Source organism: Allobosea sp. 05T422_2, assembly GCF_056396265.1.
In genome coordinates, this window is sequence record NZ_JBFTLD010000053.1 from 1 (window position 1) to 24211 (window position 24211).

18 protein-coding genes and 4 pseudogenes are annotated in these 24211 nt (G+C 64.6%); 18 read left to right on the forward strand and 4 right to left on the reverse strand.

Annotated elements, in window-relative coordinates; translation table 11 throughout:
• The 6 genes and pseudogenes from AC1DJT_RS12295 to AC1DJT_RS12320 all read left to right on the forward strand — a co-directional run.
• A partial coding sequence (locus tag AC1DJT_RS12295) for a hydantoinase/oxoprolinase family protein (RefSeq protein ID WP_476834144.1) occupies positions 1–2059 on the forward strand: 2059 nt, incomplete at its 5' end.
• A gap of 10 nt (positions 2060–2069) precedes the next feature.
• Positions 2070–3833, forward strand: coding sequence for a hydantoinase B/oxoprolinase family protein (locus AC1DJT_RS12300; RefSeq protein WP_476834145.1), 1764 nt, complete (start codon positions 2070–2072; stop codon positions 3831–3833).
• 491 nt (positions 3834–4324) lie between these two features.
• Positions 4325–5896 carry an ABC transporter substrate-binding protein gene (locus AC1DJT_RS12305; protein ID WP_476834146.1) on the forward strand — a complete coding sequence of 524 codons (1572 nt, stop codon included), beginning with the start codon at positions 4325–4327 and terminating at the stop codon, positions 5894–5896.
• A gap of 28 nt (positions 5897–5924) precedes the next feature.
• Positions 5925–6878: an ABC transporter permease gene (locus AC1DJT_RS12310; protein WP_476770107.1), complete on the forward strand. Its 954-nt coding sequence runs from the start codon at positions 5925–5927 to the stop codon at positions 6876–6878.
• Positions 6875–7693, forward strand: a pseudogene (locus AC1DJT_RS12315) (ABC transporter permease); the annotation flags it as partial. The gene AC1DJT_RS12310 and the pseudogene AC1DJT_RS12315, both read left to right, overlap by 4 nt.
• A 111-nt stretch (positions 7694–7804) precedes the next feature.
• Entirely contained in the window at positions 7805–9625 is a 1821-nt protein-coding gene (locus tag AC1DJT_RS12320) for an ABC transporter ATP-binding protein (protein ID WP_476834155.1), read from the forward strand.
• A gap of 118 nt (positions 9626–9743) precedes the next feature.
• Here AC1DJT_RS12320 and AC1DJT_RS12325 read toward each other — a convergent pair whose 3' ends face one another.
• Together AC1DJT_RS12325 and AC1DJT_RS12330 are read right to left on the reverse strand one after the other, a co-directional pair.
• On the reverse strand, positions 9744–11120 hold the full coding sequence (locus tag AC1DJT_RS12325) for a transposase (protein WP_476768012.1): 1377 nt from the start codon (positions 11118–11120) through the stop codon (positions 9744–9746).
• A gap of 193 nt (positions 11121–11313) precedes the next feature.
• A complete protein-coding gene (locus AC1DJT_RS12330) occupies positions 11314–11514 on the reverse strand; it encodes a hypothetical protein (RefSeq protein WP_476768011.1) in 201 nt (66 codons plus the stop codon).
• A 960-nt stretch (positions 11515–12474) separates the two neighbouring features.
• Here AC1DJT_RS12330 and AC1DJT_RS12335 point away from each other — a divergent pair.
• From AC1DJT_RS12335 to AC1DJT_RS12365, 7 genes are read left to right on the forward strand one after another with little or no spacing between them, the layout of a single operon-like run.
• The gene (locus tag AC1DJT_RS12335) at positions 12475–12783 is read left to right on the forward strand and encodes a helix-turn-helix domain-containing protein (protein ID WP_476834147.1); all 309 of its coding nucleotides are present in this window, start codon (positions 12475–12477) and stop codon (positions 12781–12783) included.
• 11 nt (positions 12784–12794) lie between these two features.
• Positions 12795–14807, forward strand: a complete 2013-nt coding sequence (hyfB, locus tag AC1DJT_RS12340) for a hydrogenase 4 subunit B (RefSeq protein ID WP_476768009.1) — start codon at positions 12795–12797, stop codon at positions 14805–14807.
• Entirely contained in the window at positions 14798–15754 is a 957-nt protein-coding gene (locus AC1DJT_RS12345; RefSeq protein ID WP_476834148.1) for a respiratory chain complex I subunit 1 family protein, read from the forward strand. Before hyfB ends, AC1DJT_RS12345 begins: the two co-directional genes overlap by 10 nt.
• Positions 15755–16417, forward strand: coding sequence for a hydrogenase-4 component E (locus AC1DJT_RS12350; protein ID WP_476834149.1), 663 nt, complete (start codon positions 15755–15757; stop codon positions 16415–16417).
• Positions 16414–17862 (forward strand): hydrogenase 4 subunit F, encoded by a 1449-nt coding sequence (locus AC1DJT_RS12355; protein WP_476834150.1) that lies wholly within the window; start codon positions 16414–16416, stop codon positions 17860–17862. The genes AC1DJT_RS12350 and AC1DJT_RS12355 overlap by 4 nt, the downstream gene beginning before the upstream one ends.
• An 18-nt stretch (positions 17863–17880) precedes the next feature.
• Complete coding sequence (locus tag AC1DJT_RS12360) at positions 17881–19398, forward strand: hydrogenase large subunit (protein WP_476834151.1); 1518 nt, start codon at positions 17881–17883, stop codon at positions 19396–19398.
• Positions 19399–19407: 9 nt separating this feature from the next.
• On the forward strand, positions 19408–19938 hold the full coding sequence (locus tag AC1DJT_RS12365) for an NADH-quinone oxidoreductase subunit B family protein (RefSeq protein ID WP_476768004.1): 531 nt from the start codon (positions 19408–19410) through the stop codon (positions 19936–19938).
• Positions 19939–20004: 66 nt separating this feature from the next.
• Here AC1DJT_RS12365 and AC1DJT_RS12370 read toward each other — a convergent pair whose 3' ends face one another.
• On the reverse strand, positions 20005–20739 hold the full coding sequence (locus AC1DJT_RS12370) for a spermidine synthase (RefSeq protein ID WP_476768003.1): 735 nt from the start codon (positions 20737–20739) through the stop codon (positions 20005–20007).
• Between the two features lie 240 nt (positions 20740–20979).
• Positions 20980–21747: pseudogene (locus AC1DJT_RS12375) on the reverse strand (YoaK family protein); the annotation flags it as partial.
• Positions 21748–21959: 212 nt separating this feature from the next.
• Between AC1DJT_RS12375 and AC1DJT_RS12380 the strand changes: the two are divergent.
• The 5 genes and pseudogenes from AC1DJT_RS12380 to AC1DJT_RS12400 form a co-directional block, all read left to right on the forward strand.
• Positions 21960–22115 carry a universal stress protein gene (locus AC1DJT_RS12380; RefSeq protein ID WP_476768002.1) on the forward strand — a complete coding sequence of 52 codons (156 nt, stop codon included), beginning with the start codon at positions 21960–21962 and terminating at the stop codon, positions 22113–22115.
• Between the two features lie 167 nt (positions 22116–22282).
• Complete coding sequence (locus tag AC1DJT_RS12385; protein WP_476768001.1) at positions 22283–22399, forward strand: universal stress protein; 117 nt, start codon at positions 22283–22285, stop codon at positions 22397–22399.
• Between the two features lie 104 nt (positions 22400–22503).
• A pseudogene (locus tag AC1DJT_RS12390) lies at positions 22504–22678 on the forward strand (IS3 family transposase); the annotation flags it as partial.
• Between the two features lie 333 nt (positions 22679–23011).
• Complete coding sequence (locus AC1DJT_RS12395; protein WP_476768000.1) at positions 23012–23905, forward strand: tyrosine-type recombinase/integrase; 894 nt, start codon at positions 23012–23014, stop codon at positions 23903–23905.
• Positions 23869–24057: pseudogene (locus AC1DJT_RS12400) on the forward strand (transposase zinc-binding domain-containing protein); the annotation flags it as partial. The gene AC1DJT_RS12395 and the pseudogene AC1DJT_RS12400, both read left to right, overlap by 37 nt.
• Positions 24058–24211: the final 154 nt, after the last annotated feature.

Here is a 24211-nt window from a genome sequence, read left to right on the forward strand (position 1 = left end):
GAGTAAATGCGACATGTATCGGATCGGCGTGGACGTAGGCGGGACATTCACCGACTTCGTGATGGTCAACACCAATGGCGGTCCGACCGCCTTCCACAAGGTGCCCTCGACGCCGGACGATCCCTCGCGGGCGATCTCGTCCGGCATCGTCGAGATGCTTGAACTCAACGCGGTCTCGCCCGAGGAGGTCGGCTATGTCGGCCACGGCACGACCGTCGCCACCAACATGGTGATCGAGCGGCGCGGCGTCCCGACCGGGCTCCTGACCACCAAGGGCTTTCGCGATGTTCTGGCGATCGGGCGCCAGACCAGGCCCTCTCTGTTCGACTGGTCCGTGCGCAAGCCCGAGGAACTGGTCGAGCGACATCGCAGGGTGGAGGTCGACGAGCGCCTCGACAAATCGGGGACGGCGCTGGCATCGCCCGACCTCGCGGCGGTGGAGAAGCTCGTCATCCAGCTGCGGGACAGCGGCGTCAAGGCGGTGGCGGTGGGGTTCCTGCACTCCTACCGCAATCCCGCGCATGAGCGGGCGGTGCGCGACCTGATCAAGCGCGTTGCGCCCGATCTCTATGTCAGCGTTTCCTCGGAAGTCGTTGCAGAGTTTCGTGAATACGAGCGGTTCTCGACGACCGTGCTCAACGCCTATGTCGGGCMCCATACCCAGAAATACCTGCGACGGCTGCGCGAGAAGATCGCGGCCTCCGGCATCCGGGTCGAACCGCTGACCTTCCATTCCAATGGCGGCCTGCTGCCGGTGCAGACCGTCGAGGAACTGCCGGTGCTGACTTGTCTCTCAGGCCCGGCCGCCGGGGTGATCGGCTCGGCCCGGCTCGGCGCCGAGATCGGCGAGACCGAGATCATCACGTTCGACGTCGGAGGCACCAGCACCGACGTGTCGCTGATCACCGGTGGCCGTGCCCAGTTCACCTCAAGCCGATTGGTGGCAGGACATCCGGTGCGGATGCCGATGGTCGATATCCACGTGATAGGCGCGGGCGGCGGCAGCATCGCGCGGCTCGACGATGCCGGCGCGCTGAAGGTCGGGCCTACCAGCGCGGGGGCGATGCCAGGGCCGATCTCCTATCTGCGTGGCGGCACCGAGGTGACGCTGACCGACGCCAATATCGTGCTCGGCCGCCTGAACCCCGTGGCCCTGCTCGAGGGAAGGATGAAGGTCGATCGCGGTCTCGCCTATGCGGCGATCCGCAGCCAGATCGCCGATCCGCTCGGTATCTCGGTCGAGGAAGCCGCACATGGCATCGTCAGCATCGCCACGGCCAATATGAGCAGGGCGATCCGCTCGGTCTCGATCGAGCATGGACACGACCTTGCCGCCTTCACGCTCTTCGCCTTCGGCGGCGCCGGGCCTCTGCATGCCGCCGACGTCGCGGAGGAGTGCGGCCTCAACAAGATCGTCGTCCCGCAGGAACCCGGCACGCTCTGCGCACGCGGCGTCCTGCTGTCGGATCTCAGCCGCGACTACGTCCGCACGGCGCTGATCCGCGTCGGCGGCGAGAGCTGGACGCAGCTCGTCGCGCTCGGTGCGGAATTGTCCGCGGCCGGTCACGCGTGGCTCGAGACGGAAACCATCCCCGATGCMGCCAGGGAACTGCATTTCACCCTCGATGCGCGCTATCGCGGCCAGAGCCACTACATCCCGGTGCCTCTCGACGAACTGCGGGACGGCGCGCGCGACKAATTCGTCGGCCGGTTCCACCGCGCCCATGCCGACCAGTTCGGCTACAGCCTCGACGGGCGCGACATCGAGGTCGTCAATGTTCGGCTCAAGGCCGTCTGCCATGTCAGGAAGGGCGAGAGCGTCGCTCCGACGAAGGGTACTTCGCTCGACGCGGCCCGGATCGACACGCGCCAGGTCTATTTCGGCACCGATCGCGGCTGGGTTCATACCCCGATCTACCGGCGCGCGTTCCTGCCGGCCGGCGTGCCGTTCGAGGGGCCGGCGATTGTCGAGGAAATGAGCGGCACCACCGTCATTCTCCCGCGCCAGACGGCCGAGGTCGRCGGTTTCGGCAACATCCATATCGCGCTGCAGCGTTGAGGACTTGATCATGCAGATGCCCAACAGAGATGCCGGGTCGATCGTCGGTTTCGATGCGATCGCGATGGAGGTTTTCGCCAATCGCCTGCTCTCGATCACCGAGACGATGGCGATCAACATGATGCGCTCGTCGTTCTCGGCCCAGATCAAGGAGCGCCGCGACTTCTCAGTCGGGCTGTTCGACGGCAAGGGTCGACTGGTCGCGCAGGGAACGCATATCCCTGTCCATCTCGGCTCGCTGATGGGCGTGGTCGAAGGACTTCTGGCGCGCTATCCGCGTGCCGAGATCCGCCCTGGGGACGCATTTATCTCCAATGATCCCTATGCCGCCGGCGGCACCCATCTGCCCGACATCTCGGTCGCGACCCCCGTGTTCCAGGGCGAGGATCTCATCGCCTTCGTGGTCAATATCGGCCACCACACCGATGTCGGCGGGGCGGTGCCGGGTTCGACCTCGCCGACGGCACGTTCGATCTTCGAGGAGGGGCTGCGCATCCCGGTGATGCGGGTCYGCCGCCAGGGCAAGGTCGACGAGGACCTGCTCAGCCTGATCGCGCTGAACTCGCGCCTGCCGGAGGAGCGAGTGCTCGACCTGCGCGTCCAGGTCGCCACCAACGAGCGCGGCTCGGATGCGGCCCTTGAGCTGGTGCGCCGCATCGGCGCAGAGGGTTTCAGGGCGCGCATTCGCGACCTTCTCGATTACACGAAGCGGCGGCTCGACCTGCGTATCGCCGGTCTGGCGGAAGGCGGCCCCAGCCGCTTCACGGCCTGGCTCGACGATGACGGACTGCCCGACGGCGAGATGGTGCCACTTTGCGCAGCGGTCAGCGTCGAGAGCGGAAAACTCGTGATCGATTTCACCGGCAGCGGGCCGGAAGCGCGCGGAGCGATCAACATCGCCGAGAACGCGCTCAGGGCCACGGCCTATTACTGCGTCAAGGCGCTGCTCGATCCCGAACTCATGGCGAATTCCGGCATGATGGATTCAATCGTGCTGCGGGCGCCGGAAGGCACCATCGTCAATCCGCGCTCCCCCGCACCGGTGGGCTCGCGAACCATCGCCTGCCAGCGCCTTGCTGGCGCGATCTTCGGCGCCTTCCAGCCGTTGGTGGATCCGAGCACGCGGATCGCCTCCGCCTATGACGTGCTGCCCTCCTTTGGTTTCTCCGGCCACCGCCCCGAGAACGGCAGCTTCTATATCTGCGGCGAAACGGTCGGGGGCGGCGGTGGCGCACGCTGCGACGGCGACGGGATGGACGGGATTCATGTCCACGTGACCAATTCGCTCAACCTTCCGACCGAGGCAATGGAAAACGAGTTCCCGCTGCATGTGGAGGAGTACGCGCTGGTTCGCGATTCCGCCGGCTGCGGCCAGTGGCGTGGCGGAATGGGCATCGCGCGCACCGTGCGGGCGCTGCATGACAGGACCAATCTCGAAGCGCGCTCGGACCGGCACAAGGCGGGCGCGCCCGGTGCGGAAGGCGGTGGGAACGGTGGCGTGGGCCGCGTCACGCGCAACCCCGGGACCGGGCGCGAGCAGGCACTGCCCTCGAAGATCGCCCAGCTCCTCATCGACACCGGCGAGACTGTTCGCATTGCAACGCCCGGCGGCGGCGGCTTCGGCAGTCCGGCCGAGCGGTCGGTCGCGATGGTCGCAGCCGATCTGCTCAACGACATCATGACCGAAGAGTACGCCCGCGCCGGATACGGAGACAGGCTGATCAATGAGGCGTTGGCGCTGCTCCGTGAAGGGCGAAGACAGTCGGCTGCTTAGATCATGGGACAAGAAACCGTATCCGGTCCGATGATCTAACCCTTTGTGTTTGCATGAGCTTTGTCCCGAAACCCCGGGTACTGCTTTTCGGGTCGATGCTTTAGCCGATCGCGACCATGAACGCCGCCGCGGCCTGATGGCCCGGCCGGAAGCGATCACGTCTGCCTGCTCAGCACCCGACGCAACGCTCTGGCACTTCGGTGCTCGAAGCGACGGCCTTTGCTGCTTCGTCGAAGCTATAACTTGGGGAATATACGCTGCCGAATTTCGACTTGGACTTATGGGTCAGGATCGGGAGTCTGGTGCGGGACAACCGGATCGCTCGGCGAAACTCATGAGGCCGCTCAGTCGCCGGGCTCGCGAGGGAGACCGCCGTAGCGACGGGCAAGAACGGCCCGTCGAAGTCAAACGGAGGGCTCGTCTGAAACTGAATGATGGCCCTGTAGCTCAGCGGCCCTGCAATTCAAGAAACAACAAGACGGAGAGGGGATATGGCGAACAATCGAAACATGGCGGAAGGCCGGTATTTCTCGAAGAGCCGGCGCCAGTTCCTGCAGGGCAGCGCCGCAATTGGCGCTGGCTTGCTCGTTCCCGCAGCTTTTTCCAGGCCCGCTGATGCGGCGGCCCCAGGCACGATTACCTACGCCTTGTCGGCTTATCCACCGAACCTGCGCCCCTTCGACTGGTCGGGCCAGGCTGCCGTCACGGTCAAGGCTCTGCTGTTCCGCGGGCTCCTCTGCTTCGACGAAAAGGGGGGCGTGCAACCGGAGCTCGCGGAATCCTGGGAGCAGCCCGATCCCCGAACCTATCGCTTCAAGCTCCGCCCGAACGCCACCTTCCAGAATGGCGAGCCGGTGACCGCCGACGACGTCAAGGCCTCGTTCGATGCCATCCGCGGCGAGAGGTCCACGGCCTATGTCCGGCAGGCCTTCCAGGCGGTCGAGACCATCGCGGTGGAGGACCCGAAGACCGTCCGCATCGTGCTCAAGCAGCCAACGCCTTCCTTCATTCTGGCGCTGGCCGGCCAGATGGCGCCGATCGTCTTCGCCGGGAAGATGGACAATCCCGATGCGATGATCGGCGCGGGCCCCTACCGGCTGGAAAGTTCGGAAAAGGGCGTGTCGCTGACCTTCAAGGCCAGGACCGATTTCTACCGGCCGGGCCAGCCTGCGACGCAGACCGTCCGCTTCGTCGCCTACCCCGATGACAGCCTTCGCATCGCTGCCCTCAACGCCGGCGATGTCGACATCATCGAATATGTCCCGTGGCAGAGCATGAAGGGCCTGTCGCAGACCAAGGGCCTGACGCTTCAGAACTCACTCGGCTCCTTCATGTACGTGGTCTTCAACCTGAAGGAGGGCCCGTTCACCGATCCGAAGGTGCGGCGGGCGGTGGCTCACGCCGTCAAGCGCGAGGACATCGTCAAGGCGGCCTTCTTCGGAGCCGGCAAGGTCCTGGACGGCGTACCGCTTCCGGCCGGGTCGCCCTATGCCGTGAGCGAACTCGAGCATCTCTGGCCCTATGATCCCGATCGCGCCAAGAGCCTGCTGAAGGAGGCCGGTGCCCAGAACGCCCAGGCGACGCTGCTGGCCACGAGCACCTACGGCTTCCACAAGGACATCGCCGAGATCATGCAGCAGCACCTGGCCGCCATCGGCATGCAGGTGAAGCTCAGCCTTCCGGAATGGGGCGTCCGGGTCAGCCAGGGCAACGAAGGGCGCTATCACTTCGCCATTAACGGAGGCGGGCCGGATCTGGGCGACCCCGATGATCTGACCGCCTTCTTCGGTTCGGGCTCCGATTCGTATCGCCGCTCCTTCGGCCTGTCGGACCCGAAGCTCGACGAACTGCTGAACAAGGGCCGCCACGAAAGCGACACCGGCGCCCGTGTGAAGATCTATGCCGACCTGCAGCGCTCCGTCGCGGACAGCGTTCCCGTCACCTTCCTCAATTTCCGGGCTCAAGGCTGGGGCGTGCGCGATCGGGTCAAGGGCTTCAAGGTCCTCTCCGACCAGATGAACAATCAGGTCGGCATGGCCTTCGACACCGCCTCGATCGGTTGAGCGCGCAGAGAGGTCAGAGAGCCGCATCATGCTCGCCTATATCGTAAAAAGATGCGCGGTAGCCGCCGTGATGATCTTCATGGTGGCCACGGCCGTGTTCATGATCCTGCATATCGTGCCGGGTGATCCGGTCGAGGTCATGCTCTCGGCCGACGGCGGCAAGCCCGACCCCGCTGTCGCGGCCGAGCTGCGCTCGCGCCTCGGCCTCAATCGCCCGCTGTTGGAACAATATACCGGTTATCTGTCGCGCCTGGCCCGCGGCGATCTCGGCAGGAGCTTTCTCGACAACGAGCCGGTCCTGAGCAACATCGCGCAGCGCCTGCCGCGCACGCTCGAACTGATCGCGTCAGCGACAGCCCTGTCCTTGCTCGCAGGAATTCCGCTCGGGGTTCTGGCGGCGCGCAATCGGGGGCGCGCAATCGACCGGGTGCTGGGCACTGCGACGAGCCTCGCACTGTCCGTTCCGACCTTCGTGCTCGGCACCCTGTTCATCCTGCTCTTCGCCTTGATGCTGCGGATCGCGCCGGCAGGCGGATTTGTCCCGTTCAGCCAGTCCCCGATAACGCATCTCACCCTGTTGCTGATGCCAGCGACGGCCGTGGCCGTGGGATTGTCCGCGATCATCATCCGCATGACGCGCGCGACCGTGCTCGACGTGCTCCAGCAGGACTGGGTGCGCACGGCGCGGGCAAAGGGCTTGCGTGAACCGCGCGTCCTGCGCCGGCACGTCGTTCGCAATGCCCTGGGGCCCGTCCTTACCGTCACAGGTCTCCAGATGGGGACGATGCTCGGCGGAACCGTGCTCGTCGAGTTCATCTTCAACTGGCCCGGCATGAGCGGCTTCCTCGTCAGGGCCGTCGAGCACCGGGACTATCCCGAGGTCCAAGGGGTGGTGCTCGTCACCGCGACGCTGTTCATCCTGCTCAATCTCATTGTCGACCTCCTCTATTCGATTCTCGATCCACAGGTGCGTGCGTTATGAACGGCCTCGTCTCGCTGTGGCGGAATCCCAGGGCGCGCCATCTCGCGCCTTCGCTGATCGCGCTTTCCATTCTGATCCTGATCGCCGTCTTGGCGCCGGTGATCGCTCCCTACGATCCCCTGAGCCTGGATATCGCGGGCCGCCTGGCGCCGCCCTCGGCCGAGCACTGGCTGGGGCAGGACGAATTCGGCCGCGATGTGTTGAGCCGGCTGCTTTACGGTGCGCAGGTGTCGCTCAGCGTCGCTCTCGCGACCGGCGCTGTGGCGGCCCTCGTCGGCATCAGCGCCGGCATGGTCGGCGGCTATTTCGGCGGTGTCGCCGAGGTGCTCACCGTCCGCACCGCGGAATTCATGCTGGCCTTCCCGCCGATCCTGCTCGCCCTGCTCGTCATTGCCCTGACCGGCCCGGGCACTGCGACCCTAATCGTCACACTCGCCGTTTTCTACGCCCCGGAATTCGCCCGGATCGCTTATGGCGAGGTCCGCGCCGTCAAGCAGAAGGAATATGTCGAGGCGATGCGCGCCCTTGGAGCGGGCCCCTCCCGCATCCTGCGGCGGACGATCCTGCCCAATATCGCCGCGCCGCTCTTCGTGCAGTTCTCGCTGGTGGTCGCATCGGCAATCGTCGTCGAATCCGGTTTGAGCTTCCTGGGGCTCGGCATCGTGCCGCCGACGCCATCCTGGGGCCTGATGATCCGTGGAGCGCGCGCCTATCTGGAGATCAATCCGCTCGGCCTCGTCTGGCCCTGCGCTGCACTGGTGACGACGATCTTCGTCGTCAACGCGCTCTGCGACGCCGTGCGCGACGTGTTCGATCCCCGCACGACCAAACTGAGGGGCCTGCCCGAGGGCGGAGAACGCAAAGGCGATTTTCAGGATCGGACCGACGCTCCTCTTCCCCAGGACGTCCAGCTTTCCGTAGCGGGGCTGCGAACCGAATTCGCCACGCCGAACGGCGCGGTGGCCGCGGTGAAGGACATCTCCTTCGATCTGCGGCGCGGCGAGACCCTTGCGGTGGTCGGCGAGTCCGGTTCGGGCAAGTCGGTCACCAGCCTGTCAATCATGGGGCTTCTGCCGAAAGGCGTTGCGCGCGTGACCGGCGGGCGGATCGAATTCGCTGCGAAATCGGGCAGAACCTACGATCTCGCCCGGCTCTCGGAGGAGACAGCCTGCTCGCTCCGCGGCAGCGACATCGCGATGATCTTCCAGGAGCCGATGACCAGCCTCAACCCGGTCTATCGGATCGGCGATCAGATTGCCGAGGCGATCCTGGCGCATCGGGATTGTTCGCAATCGGAAGCGCGCGACCTCGCTTTGGACATGCTGCGGAAGGTCCGCATTTCGGATCCGGAGCGTCGTCTCGATCAGTACCCCTTTGAATTGTCGGGAGGCATGCGCCAGCGCGTGATGATCGCCCTGGCACTCGCCTGCAAGCCGAAGCTCCTGATCGCAGACGAACCGACCACGGCCCTCGATGTCACTATCCAGGCGCAGATCCTGGAGCTCATAAAGGAATTTCAGCAGGAAGAGGGCATGTCGATCCTCTTCGTCACACACGATATGGGGGTGGTCGCCGAAATCGCCGATCGAACCGTGGTGATGTACAACGGCGAGGCGGTCGAGTCCGGCCCCACGGCCGAAATCTTCCGGCAGCCGCAACATCCCTACACCAAGGCGCTTCTCGCGGCCGTGCCGAAGCTCGGCTCGATGAACGGCCGCGAGCGGCCCATGCGCTTCCCGATCGTCGATCGCAGCACCGGTACGTCGGATGTCCCGRTCGAGGTGCCCGATACCGTGAAGGATCACGAGCGCTCTGTTCTGGAGGTCAACAACCTGACGACGCGCTTCCCCATCCGTTCCGCCATCCGCGGCCGCGTMACGGGGCGGGTCCATGCGGTCGAGAATGTCTCCTTCGATGTCCGCTCGGGAGAGACACTGGCGCTGGTCGGGGAATCCGGCTGCGGCAAGTCGACGACCGGGCGCTCCCTGTTGCGGCTGGTCGAGCCCGAGGCCGGCTCGATCCTCCTCGACGGCGTGGACGTGCTGAAGCTGGGGGCGGACGAATTGCGCGAGCAGCGCCGGCGCATCCAGATGATCTTCCAGGATCCGTTCGGAAGCCTCAACCCGCGCGAGACGGTGGGTGCGGCGATCGCCGAGCCACTCGTCATCCATGGTCTCGCCACGCGGGCTGGAGCCCGAGACAAGGTCGCGGACCTGCTGGAGCGTGTCGGCCTGCAGGCCGACATGGCCCGCCGCTACCCTCACGAGTTTTCGGGAGGGCAGCGCCAGCGCATCTGCATTGCCCGCGCGCTGGCGCTCGAACCGCGCCTGATCGTCGCCGACGAGTCCGTTTCGGCGCTGGACGTCTCGGTAAAGGCCCAGGTCGTCAACCTGATGCTCGATCTGCAAGCCCAGATGGGGTTGAGCTACGTGTTCATCTCGCACGACATGGCCGTGGTGGAGCGGCTCAGCCACCGGGTCGCGGTCATGTATCTCGGCGAGATCGTCGAAATCGGGCCCCGCGCCGCGATCTTCGGCAACCCGCAGCATCCCTATACGAAACGATTGCTCGCTGCGGTCCCGATTGCGGATCCCGCCCGCCGCCATCAACCCCGGTTCGTCTCGAACGCAGAGATCAGGAGCCCGATCAGGCCGGCCGATTTCGAGCCACCAGACCGCCAGTACCGGGCGGTCTCGACGGGGCACTCGGTCATGATCTGGGGAAATGAATGGGGCTACAACACGTGAGAATTGTTTGGTTGCCGCTCGCCGCTCAGGGCATTCTCTGGCCGATTGTGTTGAAGAAGTCGGCGCTGGGGTCGGCTGCCGATTGATGCTGAACGGGTCGCTGAGAGGGCGTTCGCCCTCATGCCGCCAGGGGCAGTGCTCCGGCCGGCATCAGCTTCGCCATTTTCCTGAGGTTCTGGGCGGTGGCTGCGAGGAGGAACTCGTCGCGGGCGCCGCATGGTCCTCGCAAGCGCAGGCGATCGAGTTTGAGGATGCGCTTCAGGTGCGCAAACAGCATCTCGACCTTCTTCCGCTCTCGTCGCGAGGTTACGTATGCATCGGTGGCGGCGATATCGCGCGCCATGTCGCGGGCGCCTTCGTGGATGGAGCGGAGGATCTTGCGAGCAGGATCTTTCGGACAGCACTTTGGCTTCAGGGAACAGGCGTCGCAGTCGCTCTTGATCGCCCGGTAGCGCATGAGGCCTTCAGGATCGATACCGTCGCGCGGCACCGCGAAGGGCCGTCGGAACTGCCGAAGTTCCTTGCCGCCCGGACAGATGTAGAGATCGCGATCGTGATCATAGGCGAAGTCGGAACGGCTGAAGGTGCCGTCGCGGCGCCGGGATTTGTCGAACACCGGAATATGCGGCTCGATACCTCGCTCGTGCACCAGCCAGGCCAGGTTCTCGGCCGAGCCATAGGCGGCGTCCGCTACCAGCTTCTCAGGCCATGTGCCGAACCTGTCCTGCGTGCGCCCGATCATAGTTCGCGCGGCGCCGACCTCGGCCTGCCGCACGGCCGTGGTCGCCTCGACGTCCATGATGACGGCATGCTTCAGATCGATCAGGTAGTTCGTCGCATAGGCGAAGAAGGCCTGCCCGCCATGGGCGGCCGTCCAGCGCGCGGCAGGATCGGCCGGCGAGATGAACTTGGGCACGACCGGTGTCGCCGCGCCGAAGGCGGCATCGTCCAGCACGGCCAGATACTCGCGCACCGCATGGTTGGCGGCCTCGGGCGCCAACCCGTCCTTGCCGGGTACGCCGTTCTGGCGATTGGCGTCGGCCTTGATCAGGCTGGCATCGACGGCAAACCCCTCGCCGCCAACCAGCCCCTCCGCCATGCAGCGCCTGACCGTGATCTCGAAGACCTCGCGCAGCAAATCGCTGTCGCGGAAGCGACCGTGCCGGTTCTTCGAGAAGGTGGAATGGTCGGGTACATCCCCCTCCAGGCCGAGCCGGCAAAACCAGCGATAGGCCAGGTTCAGATGGACCTCGTCGCAGAGCCTGCGCTCGGAGCGGATGCCGAAGCAGTAGCCGACGATCAGCATTCGGATCATCAGCTCGGGATCGATCGAAGGTCGGCCGGTTTCGCTGTAGAACGGGCGCAAATGCGCACGAATGCCGGACAGATCGACAAAGCGATCGATGGCGCGCAGCAGATGGTCCGCAGGGACGTGCCGTTCCAGGCTGAACTCGTAGAACAGTGCCTCCTGCGCAACCGTCCGCTCGCCCATCATCGCGCTGCCCTCCGCAGCGACGAATGAATCAGAACCTCAAGCTCCCAGCAACACCGACTTCTTCAACACAATCGGCCCTTAGCTGCCCTTCGCAGCGTCTGCTTGTGGGCAGTTGAGGCTTTGCATCCTGACCCCGCCGCTCATGCGGCGTTCTCGCCCTCAATCGAAAGCGGCCTTGCGCCGCGCCGTCTGCTCAACATGGGCGTGGCCATTTGGGCAATGGCCGCCCGTCTGGCGTGCAGAAACCGTGCGCGCGCCCGCCGCAGATCCATTGTTCGATCTGTTTGCCAACGGCGTCGCCTTCCTTCTGACGGTTGGCGGCATAGTGGCGGAGTTGCTCTCGCTCCAGTTTCTCTAGCTGTTTCAGCCATTCCGCGTAGGTTTTTCCCGTCATATGCGCCTCCCTAGCGCGCATCGCGTGCGGGCATTATCCGATGTGCAATGACTGCTGATCTATGCTCGTTGCGGCGGGACTATATGCACCTCGAGCATGGGCTGGTTGATCTCAATCAACTTCTTGGTCGCGCGCCCTATCCGCCTGTACCGCGCGCTCGGCCGGGAACAATTCGGCACGGCACAGGCTCTCGTCGATGCGTAGTGTTCAGGGACCAGTCATTTGCCCTGCCGGACGATGACACGCGGCGCGATGGTCGCCGCAGTGTCGATGAGCGTTTCCCGGAGGGGYAAGTTGAGACAGGACTGGTTTCATTGTGACGACTGCGGGTCGCCGGGCGTCTCAAATCGACATTCGGCGCATAGCATTCAATGGCAAGTCCATGATTCCAGCAACGTTCGCACAGAATCAAGCCTCATGAACCTCAAACGTATCCAATATTCATGCGCGGCAGAAATCGACTCACAATCACCAATAAACAACATATTCTGGTATCGGTTAAAGTCATTACCTGGCAGCATAAATTCGAATGGCGCCTGCAATAACAGCAGCCAAGACAGCAGAGATGGGTGTGACGCCCATTAAAATGTAAATTGCACCCCAGGAGAGCGCAATTGCTGCAACCAGGATTATACCAGTCCGAATATCCTTAAGCATCGCCTCTCCCTCACCGCCTATATAGTTGAACGAACATAATCACACAGGCGGCATCCAAGTTGGACCTATTGCGAATTGCTCCGATGGTCGCTCGCGCTCGGGTCAAGGAATCTGCACTGAGGTGCGAGCCGTACGCCCAGAAGCTCATCAATCCCTCAGGCTTGGCCATTTGGCGTTGCTCCACGTCAACGAATGGTCCTGCAGTTTGATGCTCTAGACATCGAAAGCCATAGTTGAAGCAAAGCTCCTCAGGGCGTACAAATTATTTTCGACATTCGGTGCGCAGCTATCACTGGCAAGCCCATGATCACCGGAGCGCAACTAAGGGCCGCACGCGMCCTTCTCGGGATCGATCAGCGCGGCCTTGCAGCGCTGTCCCAGCTTTCTGTGCCGACGATCCAGCGCATGGAAGGCAGCGACGGTGTGATCCGCGGGAATGTCGATTCACTGATGAAGCTGGTCGGCGCGCTGAACACGGCCGGAATCGAACTCATCGGAGAAGGAGCGCCGAGTCAGGGTGAGGGGCGCGGCGTTCGGCTCAAGGAAGCTGCCGCCAGTGCCGAACCACACTCCCGCAAAATGCCGCAGACGGCCAAGGCTAGAGCAGCCTAGGAGCAAGCGCGATGGTCACGATCGTCGGACTGTGGTGCGTGGCGGCGCTGCTGGGCATCGCGGGGGTCGGCATCGTCGCAAGCAATTGGCGCCAAGGGTCACGCATCGTCTATGGCGCGGCCGGCATCGCCAGTGCCATCGCGCTGATCACGGCGCTGCTCCATCTTGTCGAGGGGGCCGGCGCATCACCCGGCGTCGTATTGCCTCTTGGCCTGCCCTGGATCGGCGCGCATTTCCGCATGGACGCGCTGTCGGCCTTCTTCCTGGCCGTGATCAATCTCGGCGGAGCGGTCACTAGCCTCTACGGTATCGGCTACGGCCAGCACGAGCACGCCCCGCAACGCGTGCTGCCATTCTTTCCAGCGTTCCTTGCMGGCATGAATCTCGTCCTCCTGGCGGATGACGCCTTCAGTTTCCTGCTGTCCTGGGAATTCATGTCGCTTGCATCCTGGGCGCTGGTCATGGCGCATCACCAGGAGCGCGATAATATTCGCGCCGGCTACGTCTACATCGTGATGGCGAGTTTCGGCACCTTCGCCCTGCTGCTTGCCTTCGGCCTGCTGGCGGGGCCGGACGGAAGCTACGCTTTCGCATCGATCCGTGCTCACCATCTCCTACCGCTGCCCGCCGGGCTCGTCCTCGGCCTTGCACTGCTCGGCGCAGGCTCGAAAGCCGGCCTGGTGCCGTTGCACGTCTGGCTGCCGCTCGCCCATCCGGCTGCGCCGAGCCACGTCTCGGCGCTGATGAGCGGGGTGATGACCAAGGTCGCGGTCTATGGCTTCATCCGGATCGTTTTCGACCTGCTCGGCCCGACAGCCTGGTGGTGGAGTTTTCCCGTTCTGGCGATCGGCGGCTGGACCGCCGTGCTCGGCGTCCTCCATGCGCTGATGGAGAATGATCTCAAGCGTGTGCTCGCCTACAGTACGATCGAGAATATCGGCCTGATCTTCGTCGGGCTTGGCCTCGCACTCGCCTTCCGCGCGAACGACCTGTCCGCGGCGGGCGCGCTGGCGCTGACCGCGGCGCTGTTCCATGCCTTCAACCACGCTCTCTTCAAGAGTGCTCTGTTCTTCGGAGCCGGCGCCGTGCTCACCGCGACCGGCAAGCGCCAGATGGAGGATCTCGGGGGGCTGATCCACCGCATGCCTGTCACCAGCGCCGTGGTGCTGGTGGCCTGCGCCGCGATCTCAGCCCTGCCGCCCCTGAACGGCTTCGCCTCCGAATGGCTCGCCTTCCAGGCGGTCCTGCTCAGCCCGCAGCTTCCGCTATGGGGACTGAAGCTGCTCGTGCCTGCCGTCGGAGCGATGCTTGCCCTATCAGCCGCGCTCGCCGCAGCCTGCTTCGTCCGGGTCTTCGGGATCGTCTTTCTCGGCCGGCCCCGCACGCCGGCAGCGGAACAGGCCGCGGAGGTCGACCGCTTCTCGCTCAGTGCAATGGTCATCCTCGCCGGACTGTGCATTCTCGCCGGAATCCTGCCCGGTTTCGTGATCGACGCYATCGCGCCCGTGGTGCAGGGCGTCGTGGGCGGCCGGATGCCGACACAGGCCGGAATCGGCTGGCTCTCGATCGTGCCAATCGCCGAAAGCCGGAGCTCCTATAACGGCCTCCTGGTCTTCTGCTTCATCGCGGCGTCCGCTTCGCTCGCGGCCTACGCCATCCACCGCCTGGCCTCGCATGCGCTGCGCCGCGGACCGGCATGGGATTGCGGCTTTCCGCAATCCAGCCCGGCGACGCAATACACCGCCAGCAGCTTCGCCCAGCCGATCCGCCGCGTCTTCGGCGGCTACGCCTTTCAGGCCCGGGAACGCGTCGAGATGCCTCCGCCGGGAGACCTGCGTCCGGCCCGGTTCCAGGTCGATCTGCGCGATCTCGCCTGGGAGCTGATCTATATCCCCGTCACCAGCGCCGTCTCCGTCGCGGCCGAGCGGCTCAACCGGTTTCAGTTCCTGACCATCCGCCAATATCTCAGCCTGGTCTTCTCCGCCCTCGTCTTCCTTCTGCTGGTGCTGGCGCTATGGTCGTGATCGCGGATCTCGCCATTCAGGGCGCGCAGATGCTGCTGGTTCTGCTGCTGGCGCCGTTGCTCACCGGCTTCGTCCGCAAGGTGAAGGCGCGGCTGCTGCGCCGCCGCGGCGCGCCGATCGTGCAGCCTTACCGGGATCTCCTGCGGCTGCTGCGCAAGGAGGTGATCCTTGCCGAAAGCGCGTCCTGGCTCTTTCGGGTGATCCCCTACCTGATCTTCGCGGCGACTTGGGTGGCCGCTGCGCTCGTGCCGACCTTCGCGGCCGGCCTGCTGTTCAGCTGGTCCGCCGACCTGATCGCGATCATCGCCCTGCTCKGCAGCGCGCGGTTCTTTCTGGCCCTCGCAGGGATGGATGTCGGCACCAGCTTCGGCGGCATCGGCTCGAGCCGGGAGGTGATGATCGCGACGCTCGCCGAGCCTGCAATGATCATGATCGTGTTCACGCTGGCGCTCCTCGCCGGATCGACCCAGCTCTCGAACGTCGCGGGCTTCATGTTGTCCCCGTCGGTCGGCGTGCGGGTTTCGCTCGCGCTTGCGCTCGTCGCCCTCGTGATGGTGGCCATCGCCGAAAACGCGCGCATCCCGATCGATAATCCGGCGACACATCTCGAACTGACCATGGTCCACGAGGCGATGGTGCTGGAATATTCCGGGCGTCATCTCGCCATGATCGAGTTCGCGGCCTCGCTGAAGCTCCTGCTCTACATGTCGCTGATCAGCTGCGTGTTCCTGCCCTGGGGCCTGGCGCCGCCCGGTGCCAGCGCAAGCGCCCAGATCGCAGGCGTCGCGGCCTATATAGCCAAGCTTGCCCTCGGCGGCTTTCTGCTCGCCCTGTTCGAGACCACCATCGCCAAGATGCGGGTCTTCCGCGTGCCGGACTTCCTTGGAGCCGCCCTCATGCTCGGTCTGCTCGGGACCTTGCTGCTCTTCGTGTCGCGGAGCCTCTAGATGGGCAACCTGGCCTTCGATATCGCCCATTTGCTCGCTGGCGGCCTGGTGCTGGTCAGCCTGATGCTGCTGTATCAGGACCGTCTCTACGCGCTTCTCAACGTGTTCGCCCTGCAGGCGACCGTACTCGCCTTGTCGGTTGCCTGGCAGGCCTGGGTCCAGGGTGCCCCGCATCTCTACATCACCGCGATGATCGCACTTATCGTCAAAGCGATCGTGATCCCGGTCGCGCTGCATAGGATCATCGCCCGGCTCGGCATCCACCGCGAGATCGAGAACGTCGTCAGCATCGGCCCCACCATGCTGGCGGGCATCGGACTTGTCGCCCTGTCCATGGTGGTCATGCTGAAGGTGACGGCCGACGCCGACCCGCTCGCGCGGGAAGACCTGGCCTTTGCCCTATCCGTCATCTTGCTCGGCCTGCTGATGATGGTGACGCGCCGCAATGCGGTCAGTCAGGTCGTCGGCTTCATGTCGCTGGAGAACGGACTGATCCTCGCCGCGACCGGCGCCAAGGGCATGCCGTTGGTGGTCGAGATCAGCGTGGCCTTTTCCGTTCTCGTCGCCTTCATCGTCATCGGCATCTTCCTGTTTCGCATTCGCGAACGCTTCGACACCGTCGATGTCCACGCGCTCGATCGCTTCCGCGGGGACCAGCGATGAACCCGGTTCCGGTCGACGGCGTCACCCTGATCCTGGTCGTTCCCGCCGCGACGGCCGTCTTGCTCGCGCTGTTGCCAGGCTATCGCCTGTCGGCGCGGCTCAACATGCTCTCGGCCTTCCTGACCCTCCTCGCGGCGCTGTCCCTGTTCGCGTCGAAGCCCGAGCCCGGTCCCTACATCCTGGTCGACGATCTCAACATCGTCTTCGTCGTTCTMAACACTTTCGTCGGCTTCACCACCAGCGTCTTCAGCGCCAGTTACATCGCCCACGAGTTGGAGACGGAGCGGCTCACCCCGGCTCATTTGCGCTTCTACCACGCCATGTATCAGGCCCTGCTGTTCGCCATGAACCTGGCGCTGGTGGCCAATAATATCGGCCTGATGTGGGTGGCGATCGAGATGGCGACGCTCATCACGGTAATCATGGTCGGCATTTACCGCACCGACGCCGCGATCGAGGCGGCCTGGAAATACTTCATCCTCGGCAGCGTCGGCATCGCGCTCGCGCTCTTCGGGACGATCCTCGTCTATATGGCCGCCCGCCCCGTGGTCGGCGAAGGTCTCGACGGCATGGTTTGGAGCGTGCTGATCCAACGCGTCTCTACCTTCGATCCCGCGCTGCTCAACCTCGCCTTCGTTTTCCTGCTGCTCGGCTACGGCACCAAAGTGGGCCTGGCACCATTGCACGCCTGGCTGCCGGATGCCMATGCCGAGGGTCCGACGCCGATTTCAGCCGTGCTTTCCGGCCTGCTGCTCAATGTCGCGCTCTATGCCGTCCTGCGTTTCAAGCTGCTGCTCGCGGCCAATCCGKCGGCGCTGACGCCCGGACCGTTGATGGTCACGCTGGGCCTGATCTCGCTCGTGTTCGCGGGCTTCATGCTCTATCGCCGCCGCGACATCAAACGGATGTTCGCCTATTCGTCGATCGAGCACATGGGCATCATCGTGTTCGCATTCGGCATGGGCGGGCCGCTGGCCAATTTCGCAGGCCTTCTGCACATGACGATGCACAGCCTGACAAAATCGGCGATCTTTTTCGCCGTTGGCCATATTGCCCAAGCCAAGGGCACGCAGAAGATCGCCGACATCAGCGGCCTGACGGTGACCCACCCTCTCCTCGGCTGGGGCCTCGTCGTCGGTGTCGTCGCCATCGCCGGAATGCCCCCGCTCGGCATTTTCATGAGCGAGTTCCTGGTGGTCAGCTCGACCTTCGCCCGCGAGCCCTTGCTTGCGTTGCCGCTGGTCGTGGGATTGCTCGTCGCTTTCGGCGCCCTTCTGCTGCGGGTGCATGGGCTGGCATTCGGCGAGCCCACTGGCAGCAGCGAGCCGGTGCAGGCATCCTATCTGCCGATGATAGGACATCTCGGCCTCGTCCTGATGGCGGGCATCTACCTGCCGCCACCGCTCGTCGCTTGGTTCCGGCACGTCGCAAGCTTGCTCGGATAGGATGGGAGGACTGAGCGGATGCCGACGCTGCTCGACATGGTCGCGACCGGCCGCCTGATCGAAGCGCATCGACCATGCCCGCGGGTCGTGGTGAGCCAATCCCTCTGGCAGACCGTGATGTTGTGGCTTGCCCAAGGGCATTGCACCTTGCTCGGGCTTTGGGGGGAGGCCGAAGCGGTTCACATGGCCCTCCTCGACGAGGACGGAGGAAGCGTCGTTGTTGTCACGATGCCGCTGACCGAGGGACCGGTCCCCTCGGTCAGCCAGGTCCATCCTCCGGCCCTCCGCCTGGAGCGCACGCTCCGGGATCTGTTCGGGATCGAGCCGGCGGGGCTGCCGGATGCACGGCCCTGGCTCGATCATGGTCGGTGGGAGCTGCGCAAGCCATTGGCTCACCATACCGAAGCAGCCGGAGAGCCGGCAGCCTATCCATTCCTCGGCGCGGAAGGCGAAGGCTTGCATCAGATTCCGGTCGGCCCGGTGCACGCAGGCATCATCGAGCCGGGCCATTTTCGCTTCACCGCCAATGGCGAGACGGTGGTGCGGCTCGAGGAGCGGCTGGGTTACACCCACAAGGGCATCGAGTCGCTGATGGCGGGCGCCTCCATCGAACAGGCCGCGCGCCTCGCCGGCCGCACCTCGGGCGACAGCACGGTCGCCTATGCGTTCGCATTCGCCCGGGCCGTCGAAACGGCGCTTGGCGTCGACGTGCCGCCGCGCGCCGTCTGGCTGCGGGCCCTGATGGCCGAGCTCGAGCGTCTCGCCAATCATTTCGGAGATATCGGCGCGATCTGCAACGACGCCGCCTTCGCGCTCCTGCATGCCCATACCAGCGTCCTGCGCGAGCGCGTGCTGCGGACCGCGGCTGCCTGCTTCGGGCACCGCCTGATGATGGACTGCATCGTGCCCGGCGGCAGCGCTGCAGATCTCACTGCGGAGGGCGCCGGGMAAATCCGCGAATTGGCCGGTATCGCCGGGAAGGCCTTTCCGGCGCTGGTCGAGCTCTATGACAATACCGCCTCGCTTCAGGACAGGACGGTCGGAACCGGGTTTCTCAGCCCGACGCTGGCCCGGCACTATGGTTGCGGAGGCTATGTCGGTCGGGCATCCGGGCGGAACTTCGATGCCCGCCGCGACCTCGCCTATGCGCCCTATGACAGTTTGCGCTTCGATGTTCCCGTGCGCGGCGATGGCGATGTCAATGCACGGGTCTGGATCCGCATCCAGGAGGTCCTGCAGAGCCTCGCACTGATCGAGCAGATTCTCGACGCCTTACCGGCGGGCGGCGAGCTGCGCGCGCCTTTGGGAGCGACGGGCAAGCCTGCCGAGGGTCTGGCGCTGGTCGAAGGGTTCCGTGGCGATGTTCTCGCCTGGCTGCGMCTGCGGGCCGACGGGAGCGTCGACCGCTGCCATTTGCGCGATCCGTCCTGGTTCCAGTGGCCTGTGCTGGAGGCGGCGATCGAGGGCAACATCGTCGCCGATTTCCCCCTCTGCAACAAATCGTTCAACTGCTCCTATTCCGGGCACGACCTCTAGGTAGGCGCCATGCGGAAGATCCTGTTCGAAAGCCTCGTCAAGGCCCCGCTCACCGAACCCATCCGCAGCGAGGCCGACGCCGAGATCGCCGCGCTCGCAGCCCAGCTCGACCACGCCACCCGAACCAGGCTCGGCCACAGCCTGTCCATCCGGCAGGTCGATGCCGGCTCGTGCAATGGCTGCGAACTTGAGATCCATGCCCTCGGCAACGCCTTCTACGATCTGGAGCGTTTTGGATTGAGGTTCGTCGCCTCGCCGCGGCATGCCGACGTCCTGCTCGTGACCGGGCCCGTCACCAGGAACATGAGCGAAGCTCTGCTGAGGACCTACCAAGCGACTCCCGCGCCCAAATGGGTCGTGGCCGCCGGAGCCTGCGCTTGCGATGGCGGCGTCTTCGCCAGCGGCTATGCCTGCCTCGGCGGCGTCTCGGCGGTCGTTCCGGTCGACCTGCGCATTCCCGGCTGCCCGCCGACCCCGGTCGCATTGCTCAAGGGGCTGCTTGCACTCATGGTGTACGGTAAGGCAGGCGCCTCGCTGTGACGCTCGCGGCCCGCCGCCAGAGCATGCTCTAAGCTATGAGAGTCGATCACGCTGCGTTTGGACGATTTAGTCCGAACGCAGCGTGATCGAGCGTAGCCGCGGGCGCCGGATGGACCAGCTCTGGAATTCCGCGGCGATGACCGCGGGAAAGGAGTCCTCATCCAGCTCGAGCCGACGCTCCGGCGCACACATGATGACGGCGTTGCGTTCCGGTTCTCCAACGGCTTCGTCGATGATCCAGCCATTCAGATCCGGTCCTGTCAGGTCGGCCGTGATCTGATCGGGCAGCGGATTCAGGTCGTGATCGACCAGGAGATTCATCGCAATTCGCCCGGAATGCGTCAGAGCACGGCGCAACGCCTGGCAGGTCTGGCGATCGAACGCGTCCCCGAACCGAAAGTCCATGCCGCCGACATCGATCGCGATGCCGTCGAAGCAGCCAGTCGTTCCGCCGAGAAAGTCCTTGAAATCGGCTACGACGCAGCGAACCCCGGGCGGCATCCAGAAATACTCCTGCGCGAGCCTGAAGCTGAGCGGATTATGGTCGACGGTCGTGACCGTCTTTCCCTGCCGGTGCAGCATCGTCGCGAGCGTGCCGCCGGCGCATCCGAGCAACAGCACATTCGTCGCCGGCCGAAGAAAATTGCTCATCAGGTGAACATAGGTGAAACAGCTTTCGCCGCTCGGCAGGGCATGGCTTTGGAATGCGTTGCCTTCGTAGTAGCGGCGGGCCCCGGTCGCCTTGTCCTCTATGATGCAAATCGTACCATGCGCCCCGTCGAAATAGCCCAACGTCCGCATTGCCCAGTCCCGTTGCGAKGGCTCCCATTCGGATGCCCGCGAACTGCACCCGGCATCAATAGTGATGCCTCGAACATCACAAATCACCATCAGGATAGCGATCCTGATGGTGGAATGCCAATCCAGATCATTGCCAACGATGCGGCTCGGACATGTCCAGGGCCAGCGGATCGGAGGCTGCKGCCGAGATCACCCACGAGGATCGTCGGCCTTGGACGTCACGCGTCGCCTGCCGATGAAATCCGCTAGCATCGGCACTCCCGCCAGCAGCAGGAGCAGGATCGCCAACGGAATCGTCGTGACGAAACCAAGGTGATTGAAGCCGAGGGCGCCCACAACGCCACCGACGAAGAACGAACCGAGCAACGAACCGAGCAAGCGTAGCTTCGCGCGATCGGCCAGGACGCGGCCGTCAGCAGGGCCGGATGTCCTGTTCCAATAAAACAGCTTCCCCAACTCGATGCCGATATCCGTGACCACGCCCGTCATGTGCGTCGTACGCATGCGGGCGCGCGAGATCTTGGTGATGATCGCGTTCTGCAGCCCCATGATGAAGCAAAGGAGCGGCACGGCGACAAACAGGAAAAACGGCACATGGTCGCGGACACTGCCGATGAGGCCGAAGCTCAGAAGCAGCCCCGCCTCGAACAGGAGCGGGAAGGCATATTGGCCGCCGGCATGATGCCGCCGGCCCCAGTTGATCAAAACCGCCGAGCAGGCCGCGCCGATGACGAACGACAGGAAGGCGCCGATGCCGCCAAGCACGAGACCGACGCCACCCAGGGCAAGATTATCTGCCATGGACGAGATCATGCCGGACATATGAGAGGTGTACTGGCCCACGGCGAGAAAGCCGCCCGCATTCACGGCGCCAGCGACGAAACACAGCGCCAGTCCAAGCTGGGCGTCTGTTGTGTCATTGCGTTCGGAACCGACCACATCTCGCAAATGCTCGATCAATCGCGATGCCGAAGGGCGTCTTGAATCCGCTTTCAAATGAACATTCATCGACGAGCCGACGGCCCCTGCGCTCATGGAGAAAATTGGAATAAGCATATTGTGGGCCACTTCGCCAAGAAACGCGTGCCACCACTTTGTTGCGGAGCGCCCTTATTTTGGGCCCCTGCCACACCGATATGCTGTTCATTGGGAGCAGCCTCGTGCGGCACGCGTGACGCCCACGCCTCTACTCGCGCTTTGCTGCCGCGGGGGAGGATGCAATGTACCAACACATTCTGGTTCCCACAGACGGTTCGCCCTTGTCGGCCGAAGCTGTCGATCGGGCCATACAACTCGCCAAATCCCTTAAGGCTCGACTGACGTTCCTGACTGTCACGCAGCCCTTTCACGTATTCGCTGCTGCACCCGGCATGTGACCGCAACGCTGGCAGAATATCGGGAGAGCACCAAAGCGCGAGCGCAGCAATATCTCGCAGCGGCCGGCCCAGGACAAGGCCGCGACCGCGGATGTGCCCAGCGATGCTCTCCAGGTGGAGAACGAGCACCCTTATCAGGCGATTATCGACACCGCGGCCAAGCGAGGTTGCGACCTGATCGCCATGCCTCGCACGGCCGTCGCGGCATCGCCGCGATCGTGCTCGGCAGCGAGACGGTGAAGGTCCTGACCCATTCCAAGATCCCGGTGCTCGTCTATCGCTGAGGCCCGGCCTCAGCTCAAGTGTCCGCCGTCCGCGCCCTTGAGACCATTTAGGGGTTTTCGGGCAGGGAGGATTTCTGGATCATCGCAGCCATTTTGGAGCGAAGATGAGACAGAAATCCGGGCCGAAGAAAGCGCCGGCAGAGCAGGGCGTGAAGGACATTCGGCGCGCGACGTGCCGACAGTTCTCGGCCGAAGAGAAGATCGGTATCGTGCTGGAAGGCTGCGCTGGAGAGCATTGCCGAGCCGTGCCGGTGCGAGGGGATCGCCTCGTCGATGTATTGCTGGCAAGCGGCGCCAGGCGGCTTGTCGAGGACGGCCGCCCGGTTGATCGGCGCAACCGGTTGTTCCAGGTGGAAGCGGTGGCAGAGTCAGGTTTCCGGCAGCAATCCAACTTCCGCATATGGCGCACGGCCGACGGGTAGCCGAAGTGCGAGCGCAACGGCCGGGTCGGGTGGATAGCCGAAGTTCGCCAGTGCCGCGCCCCAGGACCGGATGCGCCATAGGACTAACCCGCTCTCGCGGGAGGGCGCTGCAGCGTAGTCCGCGGCGAGATTTCGCATGCGCTGCATCCGAGGATTTCGGGGTCGTTCCCCCTGATCCTTGGAGGCCTCCATGACCGATCCCGTCACCGTCAGCCCGCTGCGCCAGCGGATGATCGAGGACATGACGATCCGCCAGTTCGGCGAGCACACGCAGCGCGACTATGTCCGGCAGGTCCGCGCGTTCACGGCCTTCCTCGGCTGCTCGCCCGACCGGGCCGAGCCAGAAGATCTGCGTCGCTACCAGCTGCACCTGGCGTCGTTGGACGCGAGCTATGCCCGGATGAATCAGGCCTGCATGGCGCTGCGATTCTTTTTCCACGTCACGCTCGGCCGGGCCGGCTTCGGTGACCGCATCGCGCGGATCCCGACGCCGGAGCGGCTGCCGGTGGTGCTGAGCACCGAGGAGGTCGCGCTTCTGCTGGCCCACGCGCGCAGCCTGAAGGACCAGGCGGCGCTMAGCATCGCCTATGGCTGCGGCCTGCGCGCCTCCGAGATCGCCCACCTCAAGGTCGCCGACATCGACAGCGCCCGCATGCTGATCCGGGTCGAGCAGGGCAAGGGCCGCAAGGACCGCTATGTCATGCTGGCGCCCGACCTGCTCGATCTGCTGCGGCAATGGTGGCGGATGAAGCGGCCGCGCGGCTGGCTCTTCCCCGGTCAGCAGCCGGGCCAGCCGGTCACGACGCGCCAGCTCAACCGGGCCTGCCATGCCGCGGCCGAGGCGGCGAAGCTCGACAAGCGCGTGTCCATGCACACGCTGCGGCACAGCTTCGCGACGCATCTGCTGGAACGGAAGACCGATATCCGGGTGATCCAGGTCCTGCTCGGCCCCAGGAAGCTCGACACCACCGCTCAGGACGCTGCGCGAGGTCGAAAGCCCGCTCGCCCTGCTGGCGCCGCCGCCACCGCCGTAACGGTCCGCGCCTCATGGCGCGGCCCCCATTGGAGGTCGCGGATATCCTGAACCGGCATGGCGACGCCTTCCTCGCGCGCCATCGTCTCAGCCGCGGCCAGCTCAAGGTGATCGGGGTGATCCGGGCCTGCCGGACGGCTGCGCTCGGCGGCCATGTCATGCGCTGCGGCGCCTGCGATCACGCGACGATCGCCTACAACTCCTTGTATGGGGATTTTTCTGTCAAGCTTTCCGCATGCCTTTCTAACCTCCAGACTGTCTGGGCCTCGACCGGGCGTACTGCGAACAATTCGAGGGGAGCCTGCCATCAGGCGCAAAGCATTGCGCCGCGACCTTGTATTCGGTTGGATCCGCAAC

Bases quoted from the DNA above. Each gene is read 5' to 3' on its own strand.
- AC1DJT_RS12305 (WP_476834146.1), top strand. From the start codon at position 4,325: ATGGCGAACAATCGAAACATGGCGGAAGGCCGGTATTTCTCGAAGAGC.
- AC1DJT_RS12310 (WP_476770107.1), top strand. From the start codon at position 5,925: ATGCTCGCCTATATCGTAAAAAGATGCGCGGTAGCCGCCGTGATGATC.
- AC1DJT_RS12325 (WP_476768012.1), bottom strand. From the start codon at position 11,120: ATGATGGGCGAGCGGACGGTTGCGCAGGAGGCACTGTTCTACGAGTTC.
- AC1DJT_RS12330 (WP_476768011.1), bottom strand. From the start codon at position 11,514: ATGACGGGAAAAACCTACGCGGAATGGCTGAAACAGCTAGAGAAACTG.
- AC1DJT_RS12350 (WP_476834149.1), top strand. From the start codon at position 15,755: ATGGGCAACCTGGCCTTCGATATCGCCCATTTGCTCGCTGGCGGCCTG.
- AC1DJT_RS12365 (WP_476768004.1), top strand. From the start codon at position 19,408: ATGCGGAAGATCCTGTTCGAAAGCCTCGTCAAGGCCCCGCTCACCGAA.
- AC1DJT_RS12370 (WP_476768003.1), bottom strand. From the start codon at position 20,739: ATGCGGACGTTGGGCTATTTCGACGGGGCGCATGGTACGATTTGCATC.
- AC1DJT_RS12380 (WP_476768002.1), top strand. From the start codon at position 21,960: ATGTACCAACACATTCTGGTTCCCACAGACGGTTCGCCCTTGTCGGCC.